Origin of the sequence: Actinomadura scrupuli (assembly GCF_050971785.1) — a bacterium.
In the GTDB taxonomy this organism is placed as follows: Bacteria; Actinomycetota; Actinomycetes; order Streptosporangiales; family Streptosporangiaceae; genus Actinomadura_E; species Actinomadura_E scrupuli.
The window spans coordinates 156,682-174,682 of sequence record NZ_JBPCCU010000002.1; the positions used below are offsets into that span (position 1 = coordinate 156,682).

Annotated in this window: 18 protein-coding genes and 1 tRNA gene; 11 read left to right on the forward strand and 8 right to left on the reverse strand. The window is 69.6% G+C overall.

The window, feature by feature from the left end:
• Nucleotides 1–85 precede the first annotated feature (85 nt).
• Nucleotides 86–385, forward strand: coding sequence for a hypothetical protein (locus tag ACRYCC_RS08400; protein ID WP_433810067.1), 300 nt, complete (start codon nt 86–88; stop codon nt 383–385).
• Nucleotides 382–816, forward strand: a complete 435-nt coding sequence (locus tag ACRYCC_RS08405; protein ID WP_433810068.1) for a hypothetical protein — start codon at nt 382–384, stop codon at nt 814–816. Before ACRYCC_RS08400 ends, ACRYCC_RS08405 begins: the two co-directional genes overlap by 4 nt.
• Before the next feature lie 152 nt (nt 817–968).
• Here the strand turns inward: ACRYCC_RS08405 and ACRYCC_RS08410 are convergent.
• A tRNA-Gly gene (locus tag ACRYCC_RS08410) sits at nt 969–1,042 on the reverse strand.
• Between the two features lie 151 nt (nt 1,043–1,193).
• Here ACRYCC_RS08410 and dcd point away from each other — a divergent pair.
• Genes dcd through ACRYCC_RS08425 form a run of 3 tightly spaced genes read left to right on the forward strand, consistent with a single transcriptional unit; the run spans nt 1,194 to nt 3,267 of the window.
• Entirely contained in the window at nt 1,194–1,769 is a 576-nt protein-coding gene (dcd, locus tag ACRYCC_RS08415; protein WP_433810069.1) for a dCTP deaminase, read from the forward strand.
• Nucleotides 1,770–1,781: 12 nt separating this feature from the next.
• Nucleotides 1,782–2,456 carry a hypothetical protein gene (locus ACRYCC_RS08420; protein ID WP_433810070.1) on the forward strand — a complete coding sequence of 225 codons (675 nt, stop codon included), beginning with the start codon at nt 1,782–1,784 and terminating at the stop codon, nt 2,454–2,456.
• A gap of 52 nt (nt 2,457–2,508) precedes the next feature.
• On the forward strand, nt 2,509–3,267 hold the full coding sequence (locus tag ACRYCC_RS08425; protein ID WP_433810071.1) for a hypothetical protein: 759 nt from the start codon (nt 2,509–2,511) through the stop codon (nt 3,265–3,267).
• An 89-nt stretch (nt 3,268–3,356) separates the two neighbouring features.
• Here ACRYCC_RS08425 and ACRYCC_RS08430 read toward each other — a convergent pair whose 3' ends face one another.
• Nucleotides 3,357–5,486: a (Fe-S)-binding protein gene (locus tag ACRYCC_RS08430; protein ID WP_433812115.1), complete on the reverse strand. Its 2,130-nt coding sequence runs from the start codon at nt 5,484–5,486 to the stop codon at nt 3,357–3,359.
• Between the two features lie 438 nt (nt 5,487–5,924).
• On the opposite strand from ACRYCC_RS08430, the gene ACRYCC_RS08435 reads away from it, so the two are divergent.
• A complete protein-coding gene (locus ACRYCC_RS08435; RefSeq protein ID WP_433810072.1) occupies nt 5,925–6,653 on the forward strand; it encodes a hypothetical protein in 729 nt (242 codons plus the stop codon).
• Between the two features lie 40 nt (nt 6,654–6,693).
• Nucleotides 6,694–7,425: a hypothetical protein gene (locus ACRYCC_RS08440; RefSeq protein ID WP_433810073.1), complete on the forward strand. Its 732-nt coding sequence runs from the start codon at nt 6,694–6,696 to the stop codon at nt 7,423–7,425.
• 245 nt (nt 7,426–7,670) lie between these two features.
• Here the strand turns inward: ACRYCC_RS08440 and ACRYCC_RS08445 are convergent, their stop codons facing one another.
• The 6 genes from ACRYCC_RS08445 to ACRYCC_RS08470 all read right to left on the reverse strand — a co-directional run bounded on the left by ACRYCC_RS08445 (nt 7,671) and on the right by ACRYCC_RS08470 (nt 13,287).
• Nucleotides 7,671–8,858 carry a CU044_5270 family protein gene (locus ACRYCC_RS08445; protein WP_433810074.1) on the reverse strand — a complete coding sequence of 396 codons (1,188 nt, stop codon included), beginning with the start codon at nt 8,856–8,858 and terminating at the stop codon, nt 7,671–7,673.
• Nucleotides 8,855–9,406, reverse strand: a complete 552-nt coding sequence (locus tag ACRYCC_RS08450; RefSeq protein WP_433810075.1) for an RNA polymerase sigma factor — start codon at nt 9,404–9,406, stop codon at nt 8,855–8,857. The genes ACRYCC_RS08445 and ACRYCC_RS08450 overlap by 4 nt, the downstream gene beginning before the upstream one ends.
• A gap of 150 nt (nt 9,407–9,556) precedes the next feature.
• Nucleotides 9,557–10,735 carry a CU044_5270 family protein gene (locus tag ACRYCC_RS08455; RefSeq protein ID WP_433810076.1) on the reverse strand — a complete coding sequence of 393 codons (1,179 nt, stop codon included), beginning with the start codon at nt 10,733–10,735 and terminating at the stop codon, nt 9,557–9,559.
• On the reverse strand, nt 10,728–11,306 hold the full coding sequence (locus tag ACRYCC_RS08460; RefSeq protein WP_433810077.1) for an RNA polymerase sigma factor: 579 nt from the start codon (nt 11,304–11,306) through the stop codon (nt 10,728–10,730). Before ACRYCC_RS08460 ends, ACRYCC_RS08455 begins: the two co-directional genes overlap by 8 nt.
• Before the next feature lie 158 nt (nt 11,307–11,464).
• The gene (locus ACRYCC_RS08465) at nt 11,465–12,628 is read right to left on the reverse strand and encodes a Fic family protein (protein ID WP_433810078.1); all 1,164 of its coding nucleotides are present in this window, start codon (nt 12,626–12,628) and stop codon (nt 11,465–11,467) included.
• Nucleotides 12,629–12,852: 224 nt separating this feature from the next.
• The gene (locus ACRYCC_RS08470) at nt 12,853–13,287 is read right to left on the reverse strand and encodes a pyridoxamine 5'-phosphate oxidase family protein (protein ID WP_433810079.1); all 435 of its coding nucleotides are present in this window, start codon (nt 13,285–13,287) and stop codon (nt 12,853–12,855) included.
• 253 nt (nt 13,288–13,540) lie between these two features.
• Here ACRYCC_RS08470 and dnaK point away from each other — a divergent pair, with 253 nt between their 5' ends.
• The 4 genes from dnaK (at nt 13,541) to ACRYCC_RS08490 (ending at nt 17,927) form a co-directional block, all read left to right on the forward strand.
• On the forward strand, nt 13,541–15,400 hold the full coding sequence (gene dnaK, locus ACRYCC_RS08475) for a molecular chaperone DnaK (protein ID WP_433810080.1): 1,860 nt from the start codon (nt 13,541–13,543) through the stop codon (nt 15,398–15,400).
• The gene (gene grpE, locus ACRYCC_RS08480; RefSeq protein WP_433810081.1) at nt 15,397–16,071 is read left to right on the forward strand and encodes a nucleotide exchange factor GrpE; all 675 of its coding nucleotides are present in this window, start codon (nt 15,397–15,399) and stop codon (nt 16,069–16,071) included. Before dnaK ends, grpE begins: the two co-directional genes overlap by 4 nt.
• Before the next feature lie 59 nt (nt 16,072–16,130).
• Nucleotides 16,131–17,276 carry a molecular chaperone DnaJ gene (gene dnaJ / locus ACRYCC_RS08485; RefSeq protein WP_433810082.1) on the forward strand — a complete coding sequence of 382 codons (1,146 nt, stop codon included), beginning with the start codon at nt 16,131–16,133 and terminating at the stop codon, nt 17,274–17,276.
• A gap of 204 nt (nt 17,277–17,480) precedes the next feature.
• Complete coding sequence (locus ACRYCC_RS08490; RefSeq protein ID WP_433810083.1) at nt 17,481–17,927, forward strand: heat shock protein transcriptional repressor HspR; 447 nt, start codon at nt 17,481–17,483, stop codon at nt 17,925–17,927.
• The last annotated feature ends 74 nt before the right edge of the window (nt 17,928–18,001 follow it).

An 18,001-nucleotide genomic window follows, 5' to 3' on the forward strand; every position in this document is an offset into this window, starting at 1 on the left:
CCAGGCTCCTCGTGGCCGCAGCAGTTTGAGGGCCGGCCGGCCGCGCGCACCCTGGTATCCTACTTTGAGTAGTATAATTGGAGTCATGACCACGCCACCGGGAACGGGCACCGCCCGGAAGAGTCCTGCGCGACGTCGCCGCCGCGAATCATCCGAATCTCCCGACCCGACCGTCAAGAAGTCGGTGACATTGCGTCGTAGCCTGGCCGAGGAGATCGAAGCTCGTACAGGAGCACGCGGTTTCTCCTCCTTCCTGGACTCTGCCGCCGAGCGACACCTGGCTCTGCTGAAGGCCCAGGAGATCGTAGACGACCACACGACACGGCTCGGAGAGTTCACCCCCGAAGAGATGGCAGAGGCAGAGGCCGCATGGCGCGGCGAGTGAACCAGCCTGGCCTGCTGGCCGGCCCGGTACTGGTCCTGGACGCCCAAGCCCTTTCTCTGCTGGCCGACGACGACCGCGGCATGCTGGCCCGGCTGGACTTGGCGCGCCGTGACGGCTTCGCGCCCATCATCAGCGCCGTAACGATCGTCGAGCAGCGCCGCGCTGGTCGCGCAGCCAAGCGGCTGGAGTGGGTGCGATCCAGGCTGACAGTGATCGACGTCACCGAGGGCCTGGCCGATCTCGCGGCGGCCTTACTGGAAGACGCCGGCCTCTCGGGTCACGACTGCGTCGTGGACGCCTTGGTGGTAGCCACCGCAGCAAGCGGAACCGGCCCGTCAAAGGTCGCCTCCAGCGACGGCTCCCACATTCCAAGATTGTGCGAAGCGGCCAGCCTGCAACGACCATCCCGGGTGGAATGGCTCCGCATCTGATCGCTCCCACCGACGAGCATCACCGGCAACCGAGAAGATGGGCGCACTCGTCCCACGGCCTCCTTGCACGTTAATTGCACGGCGGGCACAACAGCCCTAGAAACGATCAAGGCCCAGGTTGGGGATCATGTCCCTGGCCTGGGCCTTCGCTGTGGAGCGGGTGACGGGAATCGAACCCGCGCCGTCAGCTTGGGAAGCTGAAGTTCTGCCATTGAACCACACCCGCATGTGGCGCCCCGGAAGGCGACCGCTCGCCCATGGTACCGGATCCCGCAGTCCCATGAGACTCCTGCGGACGATCACGATGACGGTCCGCCCGCGACTCTCCGCAGGGGGGTTTGGCGCGGCGGAAGTCAGGGAAACGGTACCGTTTTGACGTGCTGCTCTCCGATCGTGACATCAGGGCCGAGCTCGACTCCGGGCGAACGAAGATCGACCCGTATGACCCGGCCATGGTCCAGCCGTCCAGCATCGACGTGCGGCTGGACCGCTACTTCCGGGTGTTCGAGAACCACAAGTATCCGCACATCGATCCGGCCGAGGAGCAGGCGGACCTGACCCGGCTGGTCGAGATCGAAGCGGATGAGGCGTTCATCCTGCACCCCGGGGAGTTCGTGCTGGCCTCGACGTACGAGATCTTCGCGTTGCCGGACGATCTTGCCGCCCGGCTGGAGGGGAAGTCCAGTCTGGGGCGGCTGGGCCTGCTGACGCACTCCACCGCGGGCTGGATCGACCCCGGGTTCAGCGGCCACGTCACGCTGGAGCTGTCTAACGTCGCGACGCTGCCGATCAAGCTGTGGCCGGGGATGAAGATCGGCCAGATGTGCCTGTTCCGGACGACGTCGCCGGCCGAGCATCCGTACGGCTCGGAGAAGTACGGCTCGCGCTACCAGGACCAGCGTGGCCCGACCCCGTCCAAGTCGTACCTCAACTTCCACCGGTCCAAGGTCTGAGCCGCCCCGGCCATGCGGCTAGCCCCCCGAGCCCCCGGATCCTCCCGGCGCGACCTGGCCTACACGCTGCGGCTGCCTGAGGGCGCCGACCCCGACCGGGTGACCGAGCTGCTCCAGCGGTACGACCCGTACGCGCGGCGGCGCCGCCGGACCATCAAGCTGACCGGCAGCGGGGCCACGCTCAGGCTGCGCGGTGCGGAGCTGGTGGTCCCGCCGGCCGAGGACGTCCTGGCGCGGGCACTGCGGCACCATCTGGGCGGCTCGTGGCTGGTGCCGCCGCCCGCACCGGACGGGGACCAGGAGCCGCTGCAGGACCTGGCCCGGGTCTTCGTCCCGCGCAAGCTGCTGGCCGCCGAGCTGGCCACGCTGCTGCGTCCGGTGCTGCCCGGGGTGGCGATCCGGGACGATCCCAAGCTGGAGCTGTTCTGGTTCGACGACGAGGACAGCGAGCTGACGATCTCGGCCTGGGTCGTCCGGGACCGGGCGCTGCTGCCGCCCGCGGTGAACGCGCTGCGGGACGCCGAGGCGGTGTACGAAGTGGGCATCGATGACGTCAACGGGCCCACGCCGGTGACCGCCGGGGAGACCTGGCGGATCGTCGAGCTTCTGCAGCGTGAGCTCGGCGGCGTGGCCGTCGACCGTTACGGCTTCCGTCTCACCGGTCCCACGGACCTCATGCCTCGCTGAATTCACTCTGGACGTCGTCCGAACCCGGGAGTGGCGCGTCACACCCCATGTGATGGCTCTTATCGATGGGGCTGCCCGCCGTGTACGCCGCGGGTCCACCCTCCTGCTTCCCTACGTTCCCGAACCCGAGCACGTACTGGAGACCGTACGGCTGTTCCATCCGGCCGCCGAGCAGCGCGGCGACACGATCCGCACTGTGGACGGCATCGCGCTGCGCGGCCCCTTCTCGATCACCCCGCGGGTGGCGCGGCGGGCGGGCATCCCGCCCGGCTGGCCGGTGGCGTACGTCAGCAGACGCGGCGCCGAGCTGGTGCCGGGGCTGGCGCACCGGATGGGCGGCCGGTGGTTCCATGACGGCCGGCCGATCCGGAGACGGGATGCCGACCACCACCGGGCGACCGTGTATCTGCCGGTACGGCCCGAGCCCGCCTCGCTCGGCGAGCTGCTGGGACCGTACGCGTCGGCGGTGACGGGTTCCCGGGAGCTGACCGAGGCCGAGGACGTGGTGATGTTCGGCGGGATCGCCTATGCCCAGGTGAAGGGCGGCGATGTGGAGCTGTACGTCGGGGCGCGCATCGCCGGGGTGGTGCGGCCCGCGGCCGGGCGGCCGTACGCTCTGGGCGCGCTGCGGGAGGTGCCGGGGCTGCTGACCTGCGATCTCGCCGAGGCCGAGGTGCCGGCGCGGGTGCCCGCCGAGCTGGCCATGGACGTCGCGCAGGCGTCGCTGGCCATCGCGGAGGCGTACGGGGGCGTGACTCTGGACCTGGACGGCTACCGCATCACCAGGCCCGAGGACCTGATCCCCCGCTGACCGGAGCGCCCCACGGCCCGGCTCGATCACGAGGCCCGGGTAATCGTCGAGCGCCCGTCCCCGGGGGGAGACGGGCGCTGACGATCGGGTCATTCGGCCGCGACGGGCTCCTTGCTGGGCTCGCCCTTGACGGACTTGATCAGCAGCTGGGAGACGTCGACGACCTCCAGCGACTCCTTGGCCTCGCCGGAGTTCTTCTTCTCGTTGATCGCGTCGCCCAGCATCACCAGGCAGAACGGGCAGGCGGTCGAGACGGTGTCGGGGTTGGTCTCCAGCGCCTCGTCGACCCGCTCGGTGTTGATGCGCTTGCCGATGCGCTCTTCCATCCACATCCGGGCACCGCCGGCGCCGCAGCAGAAGCCCCGGTCCTTGTGCCGGTGCATCTCCTGCGTCTTCACCCCGGGCACCTTGGCCATGATGTCGCGCGGCTGCTTGTAGACCTTGTTGTGCCGGCCCAGGAAGCAGGGGTCGTGGTAGGTGATGTTCTCGTTGATCGGCGTGACCGGCACGAGCTTGCCCTCGTCGACCAGCTTGGCCAGCAGCTGGCTGTGGTGGACCACCTCGTAGGAGCCGCCGAGCTGGGGGTACTCGTTGGCGAGGGTGTTGAAGCAGTGCGGGCAGGTCGCCACAATCTTCTTGACGCCGGCCTCGTTGAGGGTCTCGACGTTCTGCTGGGCGAGCATCTGGAAGACGAACTCCATGCCCAGGCGGCGGGCCGGGTCGCCGGTGCAGGCCTCCGCCGGGCCGAGCACCGCGTACTTGACGCCGGCGATGTGCAGCAGCTCGGCGACGGCCTTGGTGGTCTTCTTGGCGCGGTCCTCCAGGGCACCGGCGCAGCCGACCCAGAAGAGGTACTCGGTGTCCTCGGGCATCGTGTCCTCGACGACGGGCACCTCGAAGTCGAGCTCCTCGATCCACTCGAGCCGCTTCATCTCGGACATGCCCCACGGGTTGCCCTTGTTCTCGAGGTTCTTCAGCATCACCCCCGCCTCGGAGGGGAACGAGGACTCGATCATGACCTGGAAACGGCGCATGTCGAGGATGTGGTCGATGTGCTCGATGTCGACCGGGCACTGCTCGACGCAGGCACCGCAGTTGGTGCAGGACCAGAGCACGTCGGGGTCGATGACGCCGCCCACGTCGGCGCCGCCGACCAGCGGGCGCTCGGCCTCGGCCTTGACGGCGTCGGGCAGCTTCTCCCGCTCCTCGTCGGAGCCGGCCAGGATGTAGGGCGCCTTGGCGAAGGCGTGGTCGCGCAGGTCCAGGATGAGCATCTTCGGCGACAGCGGCTTGCCGGTGTTCCAGGCGGGGCACTGGGACTGGCAGCGCCCGCACTCGGTGCAGGTGGCGAAGTCCAGGAAGCCCTTCCAGGTGAAGTCCTCGATCTTGCCGCGGCCGAAGACGTCGGTGTCCGGGTCGGCCTCCTCGAAGTCGAGGAGCTTGCCGTCGCTCATCATCGGCTGGGCGGCGCCCAGGCCGTCCGGCCGCCGCTTGAACAGGACGTTGACCGGCGCCAGGAAGATGTGCAGGTGCTTGGAGTTCACCACGATGACCAGGAAGACCAGCATGACGCCGATGTGCAGCAGCAGGCCGACCTTCTCGAGGAGCTCGAGGGTGTCGTGGCTCAGCCCGTCCATCAGCTTGCCGACGCCGATCGAGACGAACGCCCCGCTCTTGTACGGCAGGTTGCCGATGGCGGCAGCGGCGCCGCGGAAGAAGATCATCGTCCACAGGACGTTGAAGATCATGATCAGGATGACCCAGGCGCCGCCGGTGTGCGAGCCCTTGAACCGGGACCCGCGGTCCAGCTTCTTCGGCGAGTTCGTGACCCGGATGATCGCGAAGGTGATGAGGCCCAGCAGGCACATCACGGCGATGAAGTCCTGGACGAACCCGACGAACGGCCAGGTCCCGATGAGCGGGATGTGGAACTTCATGTCCGCGAACAGCGCGCCGTAGGCCTCGAGGTAGACCGAGGCCAGAAGGATGAACGCCCACATGACGAAGAAGTGGGCCAGGCCCGCCACGGTCCACTTGAGCAGCTTGCGCTGCCCGAGGACCTCGACGACCTCTGCCTCGACGTCTCCCTTGGGGTCACGCTTGACCGTGAGGACGCGGTCGGGCGCGGGCTGGCCGCTCTTGGCCAGCCGGTACAGGAACAGCACTCGCCGACCCGCGACCGCCAAGGCGAGCGCCGTACCGGCGAGCCCTATGAGCATTACAAGCCACACAGTTCCGTCCTCCTTGGCAGGGCTACCGCGGTACGGCCGTTGGCTGTCAGCGTAGGACTCGCGACAGACAGTTCTTCATCCGGGGTCCAGATACTACTCGCGGGTAGCTACAGGTGTCACAACCAGCGACGAGCCCGCTTCACCGGCCCGGGCCCTTCCTCCATGCCCAACTAGAACCGGATTCAACGCGGGGGCAGTGTGAGGCTTACGACACATATGTGTCAACCGATAACGGTGGTGCTCGACGGCCCCGATGGGCCAGGGAGCCCCGCGTGTCCGGGCGGCTACCCAAACGGTCTTGGCTGACGATCTCCCGGTGGTTAGAGTCCCTGCACCTGGTGTCGGGCGGACGGCGCGGACCCGAGACCGGCCACCCCTATTGGTCCCGGGTGCCGTCGAGGCCCGGGCGAGCTCATGGAGCGACAGATGAGGGCACTCCCGCGTCCGCTGGTCCGAGCCGCGGTCGGCCTGGCCGCCGTCGCTACGGTGATCGGCGTCAGCGCGTCCCCCGCCGCGGCCGACAACACCTACCACCCCGCCGAGAGCGACTTCGCCGACTGCCCGGCGAAACCGGCCGACGCCCAGGGCACCTGGACGTGCTACGTCATGACGACCGTCGGCGGAGTCGTACGCCTGGACAAGATGAGCGCGAACCTCACCGCCCCCTGGCGGCTGACCGTGGCCCAGGGGCAGGTCACCGGGGGCGCCAAGATCGCCAAGGTGGGCGGCCTGTCCGCCGACCCCGTCCCGTTCGTGTCCGGCGTGCCCGGCACCCCGTTCGTGACGCCGCACCCGACCGGCTGGAAGCTCCAGCCGTACGCGACCGGGCACGTCACCCCGGGCCTGACCATCCCCGCGTCGGTGGGCGTCAAGATACGCATCATCGGCACCGGCCTGGGCGAGACCTGCTACGTCGGCGGCGACACCACGCCGATCGTGATCAAGCCCAAGGTCTCCTGGTGGCTCCCCTGGCTGTTCGACGCCACTCCCATGATCAAGACCCAGGTCTACGACGACGTGTACTCCCTCGGCGCGGCCTCGGGCTGCTCCAACGCCGCCACCACGTTCACGGTCAACACGCTGATCGGGCTGCCGGCCAACGCCACCAGCAACTACGCCCAGTTCCAGTGGGCACTGCGGCACAAGACGTACTGACCCACCCCGGACCCACCCCGGACCAGACGCAGGAGCTCCGATGCTTCGATCAGTACGCAGGGCCGCCCTCGGCCTGGCGGCGGCGGTGGCGGCGCTGACCCTCGCCGGGACCGTCTCCGCGACCCCGGCGCTGGCGGACAACGCCTATCACCCCTCCGAGGCAGACTTCGCCGACTGCCCGGCGCTGCCGGCGGGCGCCGTCTCGGGCACCTGGAACTGCTACGTGATGACCGCTCTCGACGGGACCTTCCAGCTCAACCTGATGGGAGCCCACCTCGACCAGCCGCTGCGGGTGACGGTCGCCCAGGGGCGGACGCTGACCGGCGGCACCGTCGCCACGTGGGGCGGCATCACGGGCGATCCGCTGCCGCTGGTGGTGGGGATCGCCGGCACCCCGTTCGAGACTCCCGACCCGAAGGGCTGGAAGGTCCAGCTCTACGGCACCGGCCTGGTCAAGCCGGGCGCGGTCCTTCCGTACCTCTTCGGGGTCAAGGCGAGGATCATCGGCGCCGGGCTGAGCGATCACTGCTTCATCGGCAACGAGCTCGAGCCCGTGGTCGTGCGCCCGCAGCTCAACTGGGCGATCCCCGCCGTCTTCGACGGGGTGGGGATGCTCAAGGTGCAGGCCGACTCGCTGTTCGCGATGCCGAACGCGCTCGGCTGCGGCGACCTCGCCGCGGAGCTGAGGGTCAACGCCTTCGTGGGGCTGCCCGCTCCGGCGACCGCCGACCGGCTCATCGCCCGGTGGGCCGTCCGGCACCGGTCCTACTGACGTCCGCATCCCCCGGTACGGCCCGTACCGCCGGCCCCGTGACGGGTTCGGCGGTACGGTCCGGACTTCGCCGGCTCAAGGCTCTTCGGTCTCGTCACCACAGGTGACCCACAGGGGAAGTCCGCCGGTGTTGATCGTGTGGCACATGTCGTCCTCACAGAGTTCGGGGAACCGTGTGCCCACGACCTTGCAACACCGTGACGGGATAAAACACGTATAAATACCCAAAGCGGACAGGCTTCGGGTCAGCCCCTCGGAGACCCGGGCGGGTTCGCGCGGACCGGCTTGTCGTCGGTCCACCCGGCGGTCTTGGTGGCGTCCCAGTACAGCAGGGTGCCGGGCTTGGCCCAGGCGTTCGCCCCGGTGCCCCGGACCGCCACGGTCTGGTCGGTGAGCAGGATGCCCGTCGCCGGGTTCACGATGATCTGCCGTTCCGAGGTGCCCAGCGCGTTGGTCTCCCTCATGCCGATGCCCTGGCCCGTCCGCCCCAGCGGGTCGGTCACCTGTCCCAGCGAGCGCACGCCCTTCAGCCCGGCGAGGATCTTGTACGCGGCGGCGCGCACGGCGGGCTTCACCGGCATCTCCCGAAGCAGCCCGGTGGTCACCTGGAACAGCCACGGGTCACGGGCCATCGGGTCCCCGCTCGACTCGGTGCCGTGCCCCGCGTAGCCCTGCAGGATCCGCCGCTTCAACCCGGCCGGATCGGCCGGCAGGGCCTGCAGCTCCGCGACCGTCACGTTCCGGCCCGCCAGGTCGAAGACCTTGTCGCCGAGGTTGGTCTGGCCGCCGAACGGCTTGCGCGGAGCCGACTCCAGCAGGAGTCTGCCGACCGCCTTGGGGTTGCCGGCCTTCGGCTTGCCGACCGTCACCTGCCAGCTGGCCGGCGACCCGTCCTGCTGCCAGGCCGCCTTGTCCGCGGCGGTGAGCGGCGCCGCGCCGAGGCCCTGGTCGACGAACCGGCTCTCCCCCTTGGGCGAGCGGGCCGTCCACTGCTGGTGGCCGCTGCGGTCGGCGACCAAATATCTGACCTTGGTGCCGACCAGGTTGACGTGGCCGTACTCCCCGGCGACGTACCAGTACGCGCCGCCCGCGGCCGGGGCCTTCAGCGACGACTCGGCCGCCGAGAGCAGCACCGTGCGAGCGGACAGCGTCGTGGTGGCCGGGGCGGGCACCGCCCGGTCCACGCTCTCGCCGCCGGTCCCGGTGGTGGCGACCACCAGGGCGGCGGCCGCGGCGGCCCCGACCAGTCCCAGGCCCCAGAGCGAGCGTACGGCGCGCCGCGAGTGGCGGGGGGCCCGGTCGCCGGTCCGGTCCGCGGGCCCGGCCATCGCCCTGGCCAGTTCCGTCGCGCGGGTGCCGTCCGGGATCGGCGCGGCGGGGTCGAGGTGTGCCGGACGGGCTTCGGCCAGCGCCTGCAGCGGATCGCGCATCATGAGAGTTCCTTCTGTGTGATCGGGATCGGACGGCGCACGGGCCGGGCCGGCTCACCGGGCCGTTCCATCGCCTGCTCGGTCAGCGCGACGAGCCGTTTGCGGGCCCGGTGCAGCCGAACCCGCAGCGCCGCCGGTGTGCAGCCGACGACCGTGGCGGCGTCCTGTGGCGTCAGCCCCTGCCAGGCGATCAGGATCAGGATCTCCCGGTCGTCGTCGGCCAGCTCCGCCATCGCCCGCAGCACCGCGAGCCGTTCGGCCACGTGCTCGGCGATGTCGGCCCCCCGCGGTTCACCCCAGCCGCGCTGCTCGGCGGCGAACGACTCGCGGCGTACCTGCGCGCGGATGTCGTCGCGCAGGACGTTGCGGGCCACGCCCAGCAACCATGGCAGCGGCGGCTCGGGCACATCGCCGAGGCGCCGCCAGGCGATGGCGAACGTCTCGCTCACCACCTCGTCGGCGACCTGCCGGCCCGCCCGGCTGACCACGTAGGCCCACACGCGCTGGCGGCAGTCGTCGTACATCGCGGTGAAACGTTCGGCGTCGGTCACCGCCCACCCCCATCCGTTCCGGTGTACATGTCACCAGGAAGTGGTCTCAGATCCCCCATCGTTACCAGGGGTTTTCGGGTTCTTCGTCCCGGACGCGAAGAAGCCACCGCGGACCCGTGCTGGGTCCGGGTGGCCTCTTCGCCGTGGCCCCTACGGGGTGGGCGGGTGCGGCTTGTCGTCCGTCCAGCCGTTGGCCTGGTAGACCGAGTGGGCGAAGACCGTCCCCGGGGGGAAGCCCTCGGTCGTGCCGGCGGGCTTCAGCGCGACCTCTTCGCTCGCCAGGGCCCGTCCGCTCTCCCGGTCGATGATCAGCCGATGCTGGACCACACCGTTGTAGGTCGAGCGTTCGTTGATCGCGATCGCCGTTCCCGACCGGCCTGCCGGGTCCTTGACGGTGCCGATCACGGTGACGCCGGGCAGCTTGGAGAGCATGCGGTAGGCCGCGGCCCGGACGGCGGGCTTGGCCGGCATGCCCATCACCAGGCCGCTGGAGACGGTGAACAGCCACACGTCGGCGGACATGGCCTGACCGCTGGACTCGGTGCCATGCCCCTTGTACATCGAGAGCAGGTAGGCCTTGAGCCGGCCCGGATCGGCGGGAAGTGCGAGCAGGTCCTTCATCGTGACGTTCTTCGGGCCGATCGCGTAGATCGCGTCCCCCGGGCCGGTCGGGTCGGTGCGGCCGCCGGTGACCTTGCCGGGCGGCCGGATCGGGACCTGCTTGCCGGCGACGCCCCGATTGATCATCTTCACCATGGCCGGTGAGCCCGCCCGCTTCCAGGCCGCCGCGTCGGCCACGGTCAGCGGCTTGACCCCGAGCTCCTGCCGCCACGACCAGCTGGTGCCGTGCACCGGCTCCCGGGCCAGCCACATGTCGTCCGTGCTGCCCTCGCTCAGCAGGTAGGGATTCGCCTGCGTGCCGACGCGCAGCACCCAGGACGACCGCGTCGAGGTGTGCCAGTAGCGGCCCGTCGTCTGGGGCTGCAGGTCCGCCTTTGCCGCCGCGGCCAGCAGGACCTGACCCGCCGACAGCTGCACCTCCCGGGTGGGCGTGGCGCCGGTCCCGCTCGGGCTCGTGCCCGAGGTCACGGCCATGGCGATGGCGACCGTGGCGGCGGCCGCGGTCAGGCCCAGTCCCGCCACGGCGGGCCAGGGCGACCGGAGACCACGGCGCCGGCCCCGGCTCTCGGACGGGGTGTGCGACAAGGTATGCGAGGCGGTGTGCGATCGGGTGTGCGCCGCCAGCCGGGCCCGTGCCGCCGCGACGACCTCCGGGGAAGGAGCCGGCTCGGCCTCGTGGCGGTCCCGCAGCATCTTGATCTCATCCATGGTTGACGGCCTCCTGTCCCGGCGTGGAAGCGCCGAGCGCCTGACGAAGTTGGTTGCGGGCCCGGTTCAACCGCGAGCCGACGGTCCCGGCGGGGATGCCGAGCGCGAGTGCCACCTCGTCGTAGGCGAGCTGACCGCACGCGACGAGCAGGAGCACGTCCCGGTCGCCCTGTGCAAGGCCGGCCAGCCCCGCGGCCAACCGCGGCTGCATCTGCTCGGCGCTGATGCGCTCGGCGACCCGGTCCGCGTGGCAGCCCGCGTCGCCGTCCACGCCGGATCGCTCCAGCGCGCGGTACATCCGTTCCTCCGCCCGCCAGTGCCGGCCGATCAGATGCGTGGCGATGCCGTACAGCCAGGCACGCGCCTCCGGCCGGGCCAGGTCGTACCGGTCGCGCTGGTCGAACGCGGCGAGGAAGGTCTCCGCCGCGACGTCATCGGCCGCGCTGTGCCCGAGCCGGGAGGCGACGTACCGGTGGATCCGGGGGAAGTACCGATCGAAGATCACCGCGAAGTGCTCCGGCTCGTGCCGGGACCTGCCGATGACGTCGGCGTCGCTGGGCTCGTCAGCCATCTGGACGGCTCCGATCGGGGGTGGGTGTGTGACGGTCATCCATCCGGCGCCTTCCGTGTGGCGTTGTGGTCACCGGTGATTGCCCGCAACCCGGAATCGTCTTCACGCCGGGCCGTGCCGCCTTCGCCGCGCCCGCTGGGCGGCGTTCGCCCGGGAGCTCAGGAACGGGCGCTACGACTCCGTACGGAACCGGCCTTCTTGTACGGGTCGCGTAGCGGGGTGATCCGGGCAGCGAAGTCCTCGCGGATCCTCATCATCTTGCGGCCGGGGGCGTAGAACCGGCCCTTGGTCTCGCCGTAGGGGGTGAGCCAGTCGTGTTTCACCAGCTCACGCAGGTCGCGGGCGGCCTGGCCATGGCTGAGGGCCTCGTCGGACTGATAGGTGCCGCGCCGCACCCTCCTGCTGACGAACACCTGGTACAGCGCGGCGACGGTGCGCGGCGGCAGTCCCTCCGCGTCGACCTGTTCCTCCAGCAGCATCCACACCTGACCGGCGTCCTTCAACCGGCGCCGCACCTGCTGCGCCTGCAGATGATGCGCCCGCAGGCAGAACCTCACCCAGGGCTGGGCGTCACCGGTGGGTGTCCACCGGCCCTGGCCGACGTCCCGCAGTACGCGGTAGTAGTCGACGGTGTTCTCCGCGATACCGAGCCACTCCTCGATGGAGCAGAACTCGGGTGTGAGGATCTGTTCCCGGCCGATGACCAGCGTCTGTAGTGCCCGGGACATGCGGCCGTTGCCGTCGCGCCAGGGATGGATGCTCACCAGATTGAAATGGGCCATCGCCGCCCGTACGTACACCGGCACGTCCAGATCTCCGTCGTTCAGCCAGGCCACCAGTTCGTCCAGGAGGGCCGGCACCTGATCGGCGTCGGGACCTTCGTAGACGACCTCCCCGGTGGCGTTGTTCCGGACGAAGACGGCACCGGGCCGCGGCGCTCCGGGGCTCTTGTTCAGGTGATGCCCGATGATCATGAAGTTGAGGGCATGGATGAGCCCCACGTCGTAGCCGAAGTGCGGGGTGGTGGCCAGCTGCCGGACGTAGGTCATCGCCTGCTGGTAGCCGGCGATCTCCCGGGCGACGGCATCGCCGGTCTCCAGGGGAGCCTCGCCCGCCATGATGGACTCGATGTCCTCGACGCCGGCCCGGTAGCCCTCGATCGAGTTGGACCCCTGGATGGCGCGTGCCTGGAGGTGGCGGCGCAGTTGACCGTCCCAGCGGTGCCGCTCGGCCAGTTGGAAGCGCAGCTCCCGGCGCATCTCCTCGATCTCCCCGAGAACCCGCTGGTCATCACCTGCCAGGGAAGGCGTCGCGTAGAGCATGGGCCCATGACAACATGAGCGAATCATTCAGTCAAACGACTGGATGATTCGCTCATCTTGTCATCGGCTCAGGGGTGGTGGGCGGCGTCGGTCCAGCCTCCAGGACCACCTGGTGGTAGAGGATCGTGCCCGGCCGCATGCCGCGGTTCGACCCGCCGGCCTTCACCACGATGCCGCCTTCTTCCGTGCGGTCCGGTCCGCCGCCGTGAGCGGGCGGGCACCGCTCACGACTTGCCGTAGTCCCGGGTGTACCAGCGCTCCGGGCGCACCGAGACCGTGACCATGGTGCCGGCGACATCCTTCGTCGACTCCAGGTACTGCGCGGCCCCTTCCGGGCCCAGGTAGCGCTCGGCCAGCGTTATGCGATCCTCCTGCCGTGCCGGGTCCTGGATCACCACGACCGGGCCCTCCACCGAGGCGTACCGGTACGGCAGCTCCCCGTCCTGCGCGACCAGGCTCACCCGGCCCGCCTTCCGGACCAGCTCCATCTTGCGGCTGTCCCGGCCGGTGATGAAGGCGATGTCACCGCCCGGCTCGTACAGGTACCAGACCGGTATCGCCAGCGGCGCCCGGTCCTCCCCTTCCGCGACGCTCAGGACGCCCACATGGACGCCGGCGAGGAATGCCTCCCGTTCGGCCGCGCTCATCGCCAGGGTCATCACGACTCCTTTCCCAGGATCTCACCATGCCCGACACGCCCGTCACAGCCAAGTGCGCCGGGCATCTTCCCCACCCGGAACGGAATAGGGCGCTCGCTCGTCATGTTGGGAGAGACATCAGCAAAGTTGCGTCCCCTAGACTCAAGTCGGTTGACAAGGTCTGGAGGATCGGTAACCTTGCGCCATCAGGACTCAACTTGGCGGTCGCCGGCCCGGCGACGGCCGACGGCAAAACGACGGAGGACGAGAACCCATGGCACGAGCGGTCGGTATCGACCTCGGGACGACCAACTCGGTCGTCGCGATTCTGGAGGGCGGGGAGCCCACCGTCATCGCCAACGCGGAGGGCTCGCGGACCACGCCGTCCGTGGTCGCCTTCGCCAAGAACGGTGAGGTCCTCGTCGGTGAAGTCGCCAAGCGCCAGGCGGTGACGAACGTCGACCGCACCATCCGGTCGGTCAAGCGCGAGATCGGCACCGACTGGAAGACCAAGATCGACGACAAGGAGTTCACGCCGCAGCAGATCAGCGCGTTCGTGCTGCAGAAGCTCAAGCGTGACGCGGAGGCCTACCTCGGCGAGAAGATCACCGACGCGGTGATCACCGTCCCGGCGTACTTCTCCGACCACCAGCGGCAGGCCACCAAGGAGGCCGGCACGATCGCCGGCCTGAACGTCCTGCGGATCATCAACGAGCCCACCGCGGCCGCCCTCGCCTACCACCTGGAGAAGGAGGGCGAGGCCACCATCCTCGTCTTCGACCTCGGTGGCGGCACCTTCGACGTCTCGCTGCTCGAAGTCGGCGACGGCGTCGTGGAGGTCAAGGCGACCAGTGGTGACAACCACCTCGGTGGTGACGACTGGGACAACAAGATCGTCGACTGGCTGGTCACCAAGTTCAAGAACGCCCACGGCGTCGACCTGTCCAAGGACAAGATGGCGCTGCAGCGGCTCCGTGAGGCCGCCGAGAAGGCCAAGATCGAGCTGTCCGGCTCCGCCGAGACCTCGATCAACCTCCCCTACATCACCGCGAGCGCCGAGGGCCCGCTGCACCTGGACGAGAAGCTCACCCGGGCCGAGTTCCAGAAGCTGACCACGGACCTCCTCGAGCGTGTCAAGGGCCCGTTCCAGCAGGTCATCAAGGACGGTGGGGTCAGCATCAACGACATCCACCAGATCGTGCTGGTCGGCGGTTCGACCCGGATGCCGGCCGTCACCGAGATGGTCAAGGAGCTGACCGGCGGCAAGGAGCCCAACAAGGGCGTCAACCCCGACGAGGTCGTGGCCGTCGGCGCCTCCCTGCAGGCCGGTGTGCTCAAGGGCGAGGTCAAGGACGTCCTGCTGCTGGACGTGACCCCGTTGTCGCTGGGCATCGAGACCAAGGGCGGCATCTTCACCAAGATCATCGAGCGGAACACCACGATCCCGACCAAGCGGTCGGAGACGTTCACCACCGCCGATGACAACCAGCCGTCCGTGGAGATCCAGGTCTACCAGGGCGAGCGCGAGATCGCGGCGTACAACAAGAAGCTGGCCACCTTCCAGCTCGCCGGCCTGCCGCCGGCGCCGCGCGGGGTCCCGCAGATCGAGGTCACCTTCGACATCGACGCCAACGGCATCGTGAACGTCGCGGCCAAGGACCTCGGTACCGGCAAAGAGCAGAAGATGGTCATCTCCGGGGGCTCCGCACTGCCCAAGGAGGACATCGAGAAGATGGTCCGCGACGCGGAGCAGTACGCCGACGAGGACCGCAAGCGCAAGGAGGAGGCCGACGTCCGCAACCAGGCGGACACGCTGGCCTACTCCACCGAGAAGTTCCTGCGCGAGAACGGCGACAAGATCGCTGACGACCTCAAGAAGGAGGTCGAGGACGCTGTCGCCGAGGTGAAGAAGAACCTCGAGGGCACCGACACCGACGCGATCCGCACCAGCGCCGAGCAGCTCGCCACGGTCAGCCAGAAGATGGGCGCCGCGATGTACGCGCAGCAGCAGAGCGAGGCTCCGGCCGAGGGGGCAGACGCCTCCGCCGGTGCCCAGAGCCAGGACGACGAGGTCGTCGACGCCGAGATCGTCGATGACGAGAAGGACAAGAAGAGCGAGGACGGTGCCAAGTGAGTGTGCCTCCACCCCATGAGGGCGGGGAGCGCGAGGGGCCGGTGATCCGCGACAAGCGGCGTATCGATCCCGTCACCGGCAAGGTCCGGGAGCCGGCGGAGACGCCGGCCCCCGGGGCCCCGGACGCGTCGGCCGAGACCGGCCCGACCGACCCGGGCCTCGCGCAGGACAACGAGAAAAAAGAGGAGGGGGACTCCGAGGTGGCCAAGCTCCAGGAGCAGCTGGACGAACGCACCAGCGACCTGCAGCGGCTCCAGGCGGAGTACTCCAACTACCGCAAGCGGGTCGAACGGGACCGGGTCGCGGTCCGTGAGCAGAGCCTCGGCAACGTGCTCAACGAGCTGTTGCCGATCCTCGACGACATCGGGCGCGCCCGTGACCACGACGAGCTGACCGGCGGGTTCAAGTCGGTCGGCGAGGCACTCGAGGCGGCGGTGGGGAAGCTCGGCCTGGAGCGGTTCGGGGAGAAGGGCGAGCCCTTCGACCCGACCGTGCACGAGGCGCTCATCCACTCCTACTCCCCGGACGTGGCGGAGCCGACCTGTGTCGACATCCTGCAGCCCGGTTACCGCATCGGCGCCCGGATCCTCCGGCCCGCGCGGGTGGCGGTCGCCGAGCCGGCCGAGCCGGACGAGACCGTCGAATCAACTGAGAACGACGACACGAAGTGAACCGTCCGGGCAGCCCCCGGCTGCCCGGACACCCCACAGCAGAAGATGAAGGGGCGTTTGTGAGCACCAAGGACTATTTGGAGAAGGACTACTACAAGGTCCTCGGTGTCACGAAGACCGCCAGCTCCGAGGAGATCAAGAAGTCCTACCGGAAGCTGGCGCGGAAGTTCCACCCAGACGCCAACAAGGGTGACACCGACGCCGAGGACCGGTTCAAGGAGATCTCCGAAGCCTACGACGTGCTGTCGGACGACAAGCGCCGCAAGGAGTACGACGAGGCCCGCGCCTTCGGGGTCGGCGGATTCCGCGGCCAGCCCGGCGGAGGCTTCGGCGACCTCGGCGACCTGTTCGGGCAGAGCGGCCCCGGCGAGCGCATCGGCGACCTGTTCGGCGGCCTGTTCAACCGCGGCGGCGCCACCCGGCAGCAGACCAGCCGGCGGGCCCGCCGTGGCACCGACGTGGAGACCGAGGTCACGCTGACGTTCGCCGAGGCGCTGTCCGGCCTGACCGTGCCGCTCCGGCTGACCAGCGAGGCGTCCTGCCCGACCTGCCGGGGCACCGGTGCCAAGACCGGTACGGTCCCCCGGGTCTGCCCCTCGTGTGAGGGCACCGGCCAGGAGAGCCGCAACATGGGCAGCTTCTCCTTCTCCGAGCCCTGCCACGAGTGCCGCGGCCGGGGCCTGGTCGTCGACGACCCGTGCACCACCTGCCACGGCAGCGGCCGGGCGACCGGCACCCGTACGATCCAGGCCAGGATCCCGGCGGGCGTCGGGGACGGCCAGAAGATCCGGCTGAAGAGCAAGGGGGCGCCCGGCGAGAACGGCGGCCCCGCCGGAGATCTCTACGTCAACATCAAGGTGAAGCCGCACAAGGTGTTCGGCCGCAGCGGCGACAACCTGACCGTCACCGTGCCGGTGACCTTCCCCGAGGCCGCCCTCGGTGGCGACATCGAGGTGCCCACCCACGGCGCGGCCCCGGTGACCCTGCGCATCCCCGCGGGCACTCCCAACGGCCGGACCTTCCGGGTCCGCGGCCGGGGGGCCACCCGCCGCGACGGCACCAAGGGCGACCTGCTCGTCACGGTCGACGTCCAGGTGCCGCAGAAGCTCGACGACACCAGCCGCGCGGCGCTGGAGCAACTCCGTGCCGCCGACAACGGCGAAGACCTGCGCGGCGAGTTGCTGCAACAGGCCCGGGAAGGATGAGGTCGTGACCACGCGCGGCGAACGCCATGAACACGTGACCAGGCGCGGCGAGCGCCATGGCCACGTGAGCGGGCGCGCGGTGGCTGGACTGAGGAGCGCGCGCAGCGAGGAACGAGCGAGCACGCGACGAGGGAAGCCACCGCGTCAAAGCGCCCGCGAACCGCGCGAGCGCAGCGAGCGCCATGAATATGGGAGGCCATCGTTATGACCTTTCCCGACGACACTCCCGTTTATGTCATCTCGGTGGCCGCCCAGTTGTCCGGCCTGCATCCGCAGACGCTGCGCACCTATGACCGGATGGGGCTGGTCTCACCGGGCCGGACGTCGGGGCGCGGCCGCCGTTACTCGATGCGCGACATCGTCATGCTGCGCGAGATCCAGCGGCTCTCCCAGGAGGAGGGCATCAACCTGGCCGGCATCAAGCACATCCTCGAACTACAGCGCGAGACCGTGGAGCTGCGTGAGGAACTCATCCGGCTGCACGCACTGATCGACGAGCTGGGCAACGAGCTCGAGTCGACCCGGTCGGTCGCCGCCCGGCTCGCCCAGTTGCGCAACGTACCCGCCCAGGGCGGCACCGACCTGGTGCCGATCCGGCAGACCAGCGTCGTCCTGTGGCGACAGCAGAACAAGAACAACGACCAAACCTGACACACCCTCCGCATCTCTCCGTGCGCCCGGCGCACCGCGCCCGCACGGAGCGGATGGGGTCACCCGTGGGAGCG

What these genes read in the sequence shown, in the direction of transcription:
- ACRYCC_RS08400 (WP_433810067.1), top strand. Translation starts at nt 86, where the DNA reads ATGACCACGCCACCGGGAACGGGCACCGCCCGGAAGAGTCCTGCGCGA.
- ACRYCC_RS08420 (WP_433810070.1), top strand. Translation starts at nt 1,782, where the DNA reads ATGCGGCTAGCCCCCCGAGCCCCCGGATCCTCCCGGCGCGACCTGGCC.
- ACRYCC_RS08425 (WP_433810071.1), top strand. Translation starts at nt 2,509, where the DNA reads ATGGCTCTTATCGATGGGGCTGCCCGCCGTGTACGCCGCGGGTCCACC.
- ACRYCC_RS08430 (WP_433812115.1), bottom strand. Translation starts at nt 5,486, where the DNA reads ATGCTCATAGGGCTCGCCGGTACGGCGCTCGCCTTGGCGGTCGCGGGT.
- ACRYCC_RS08435 (WP_433810072.1), top strand. Translation starts at nt 5,925, where the DNA reads ATGAGGGCACTCCCGCGTCCGCTGGTCCGAGCCGCGGTCGGCCTGGCC.
- ACRYCC_RS08440 (WP_433810073.1), top strand. Translation starts at nt 6,694, where the DNA reads ATGCTTCGATCAGTACGCAGGGCCGCCCTCGGCCTGGCGGCGGCGGTG.
- ACRYCC_RS08445 (WP_433810074.1), bottom strand. Translation starts at nt 8,858, where the DNA reads ATGATGCGCGATCCGCTGCAGGCGCTGGCCGAAGCCCGTCCGGCACAC.
- ACRYCC_RS08455 (WP_433810076.1), bottom strand. Translation starts at nt 10,735, where the DNA reads ATGGATGAGATCAAGATGCTGCGGGACCGCCACGAGGCCGAGCCGGCT.
- ACRYCC_RS08460 (WP_433810077.1), bottom strand. Translation starts at nt 11,306, where the DNA reads ATGGCTGACGAGCCCAGCGACGCCGACGTCATCGGCAGGTCCCGGCAC.
- ACRYCC_RS08465 (WP_433810078.1), bottom strand. Translation starts at nt 12,628, where the DNA reads ATGCTCTACGCGACGCCTTCCCTGGCAGGTGATGACCAGCGGGTTCTC.
- ACRYCC_RS08470 (WP_433810079.1), bottom strand. Translation starts at nt 13,287, where the DNA reads ATGACCCTGGCGATGAGCGCGGCCGAACGGGAGGCATTCCTCGCCGGC.
- dnaK (WP_433810080.1), top strand. Translation starts at nt 13,541, where the DNA reads ATGGCACGAGCGGTCGGTATCGACCTCGGGACGACCAACTCGGTCGTC.
- ACRYCC_RS08490 (WP_433810083.1), top strand. Translation starts at nt 17,481, where the DNA reads ATGACCTTTCCCGACGACACTCCCGTTTATGTCATCTCGGTGGCCGCC.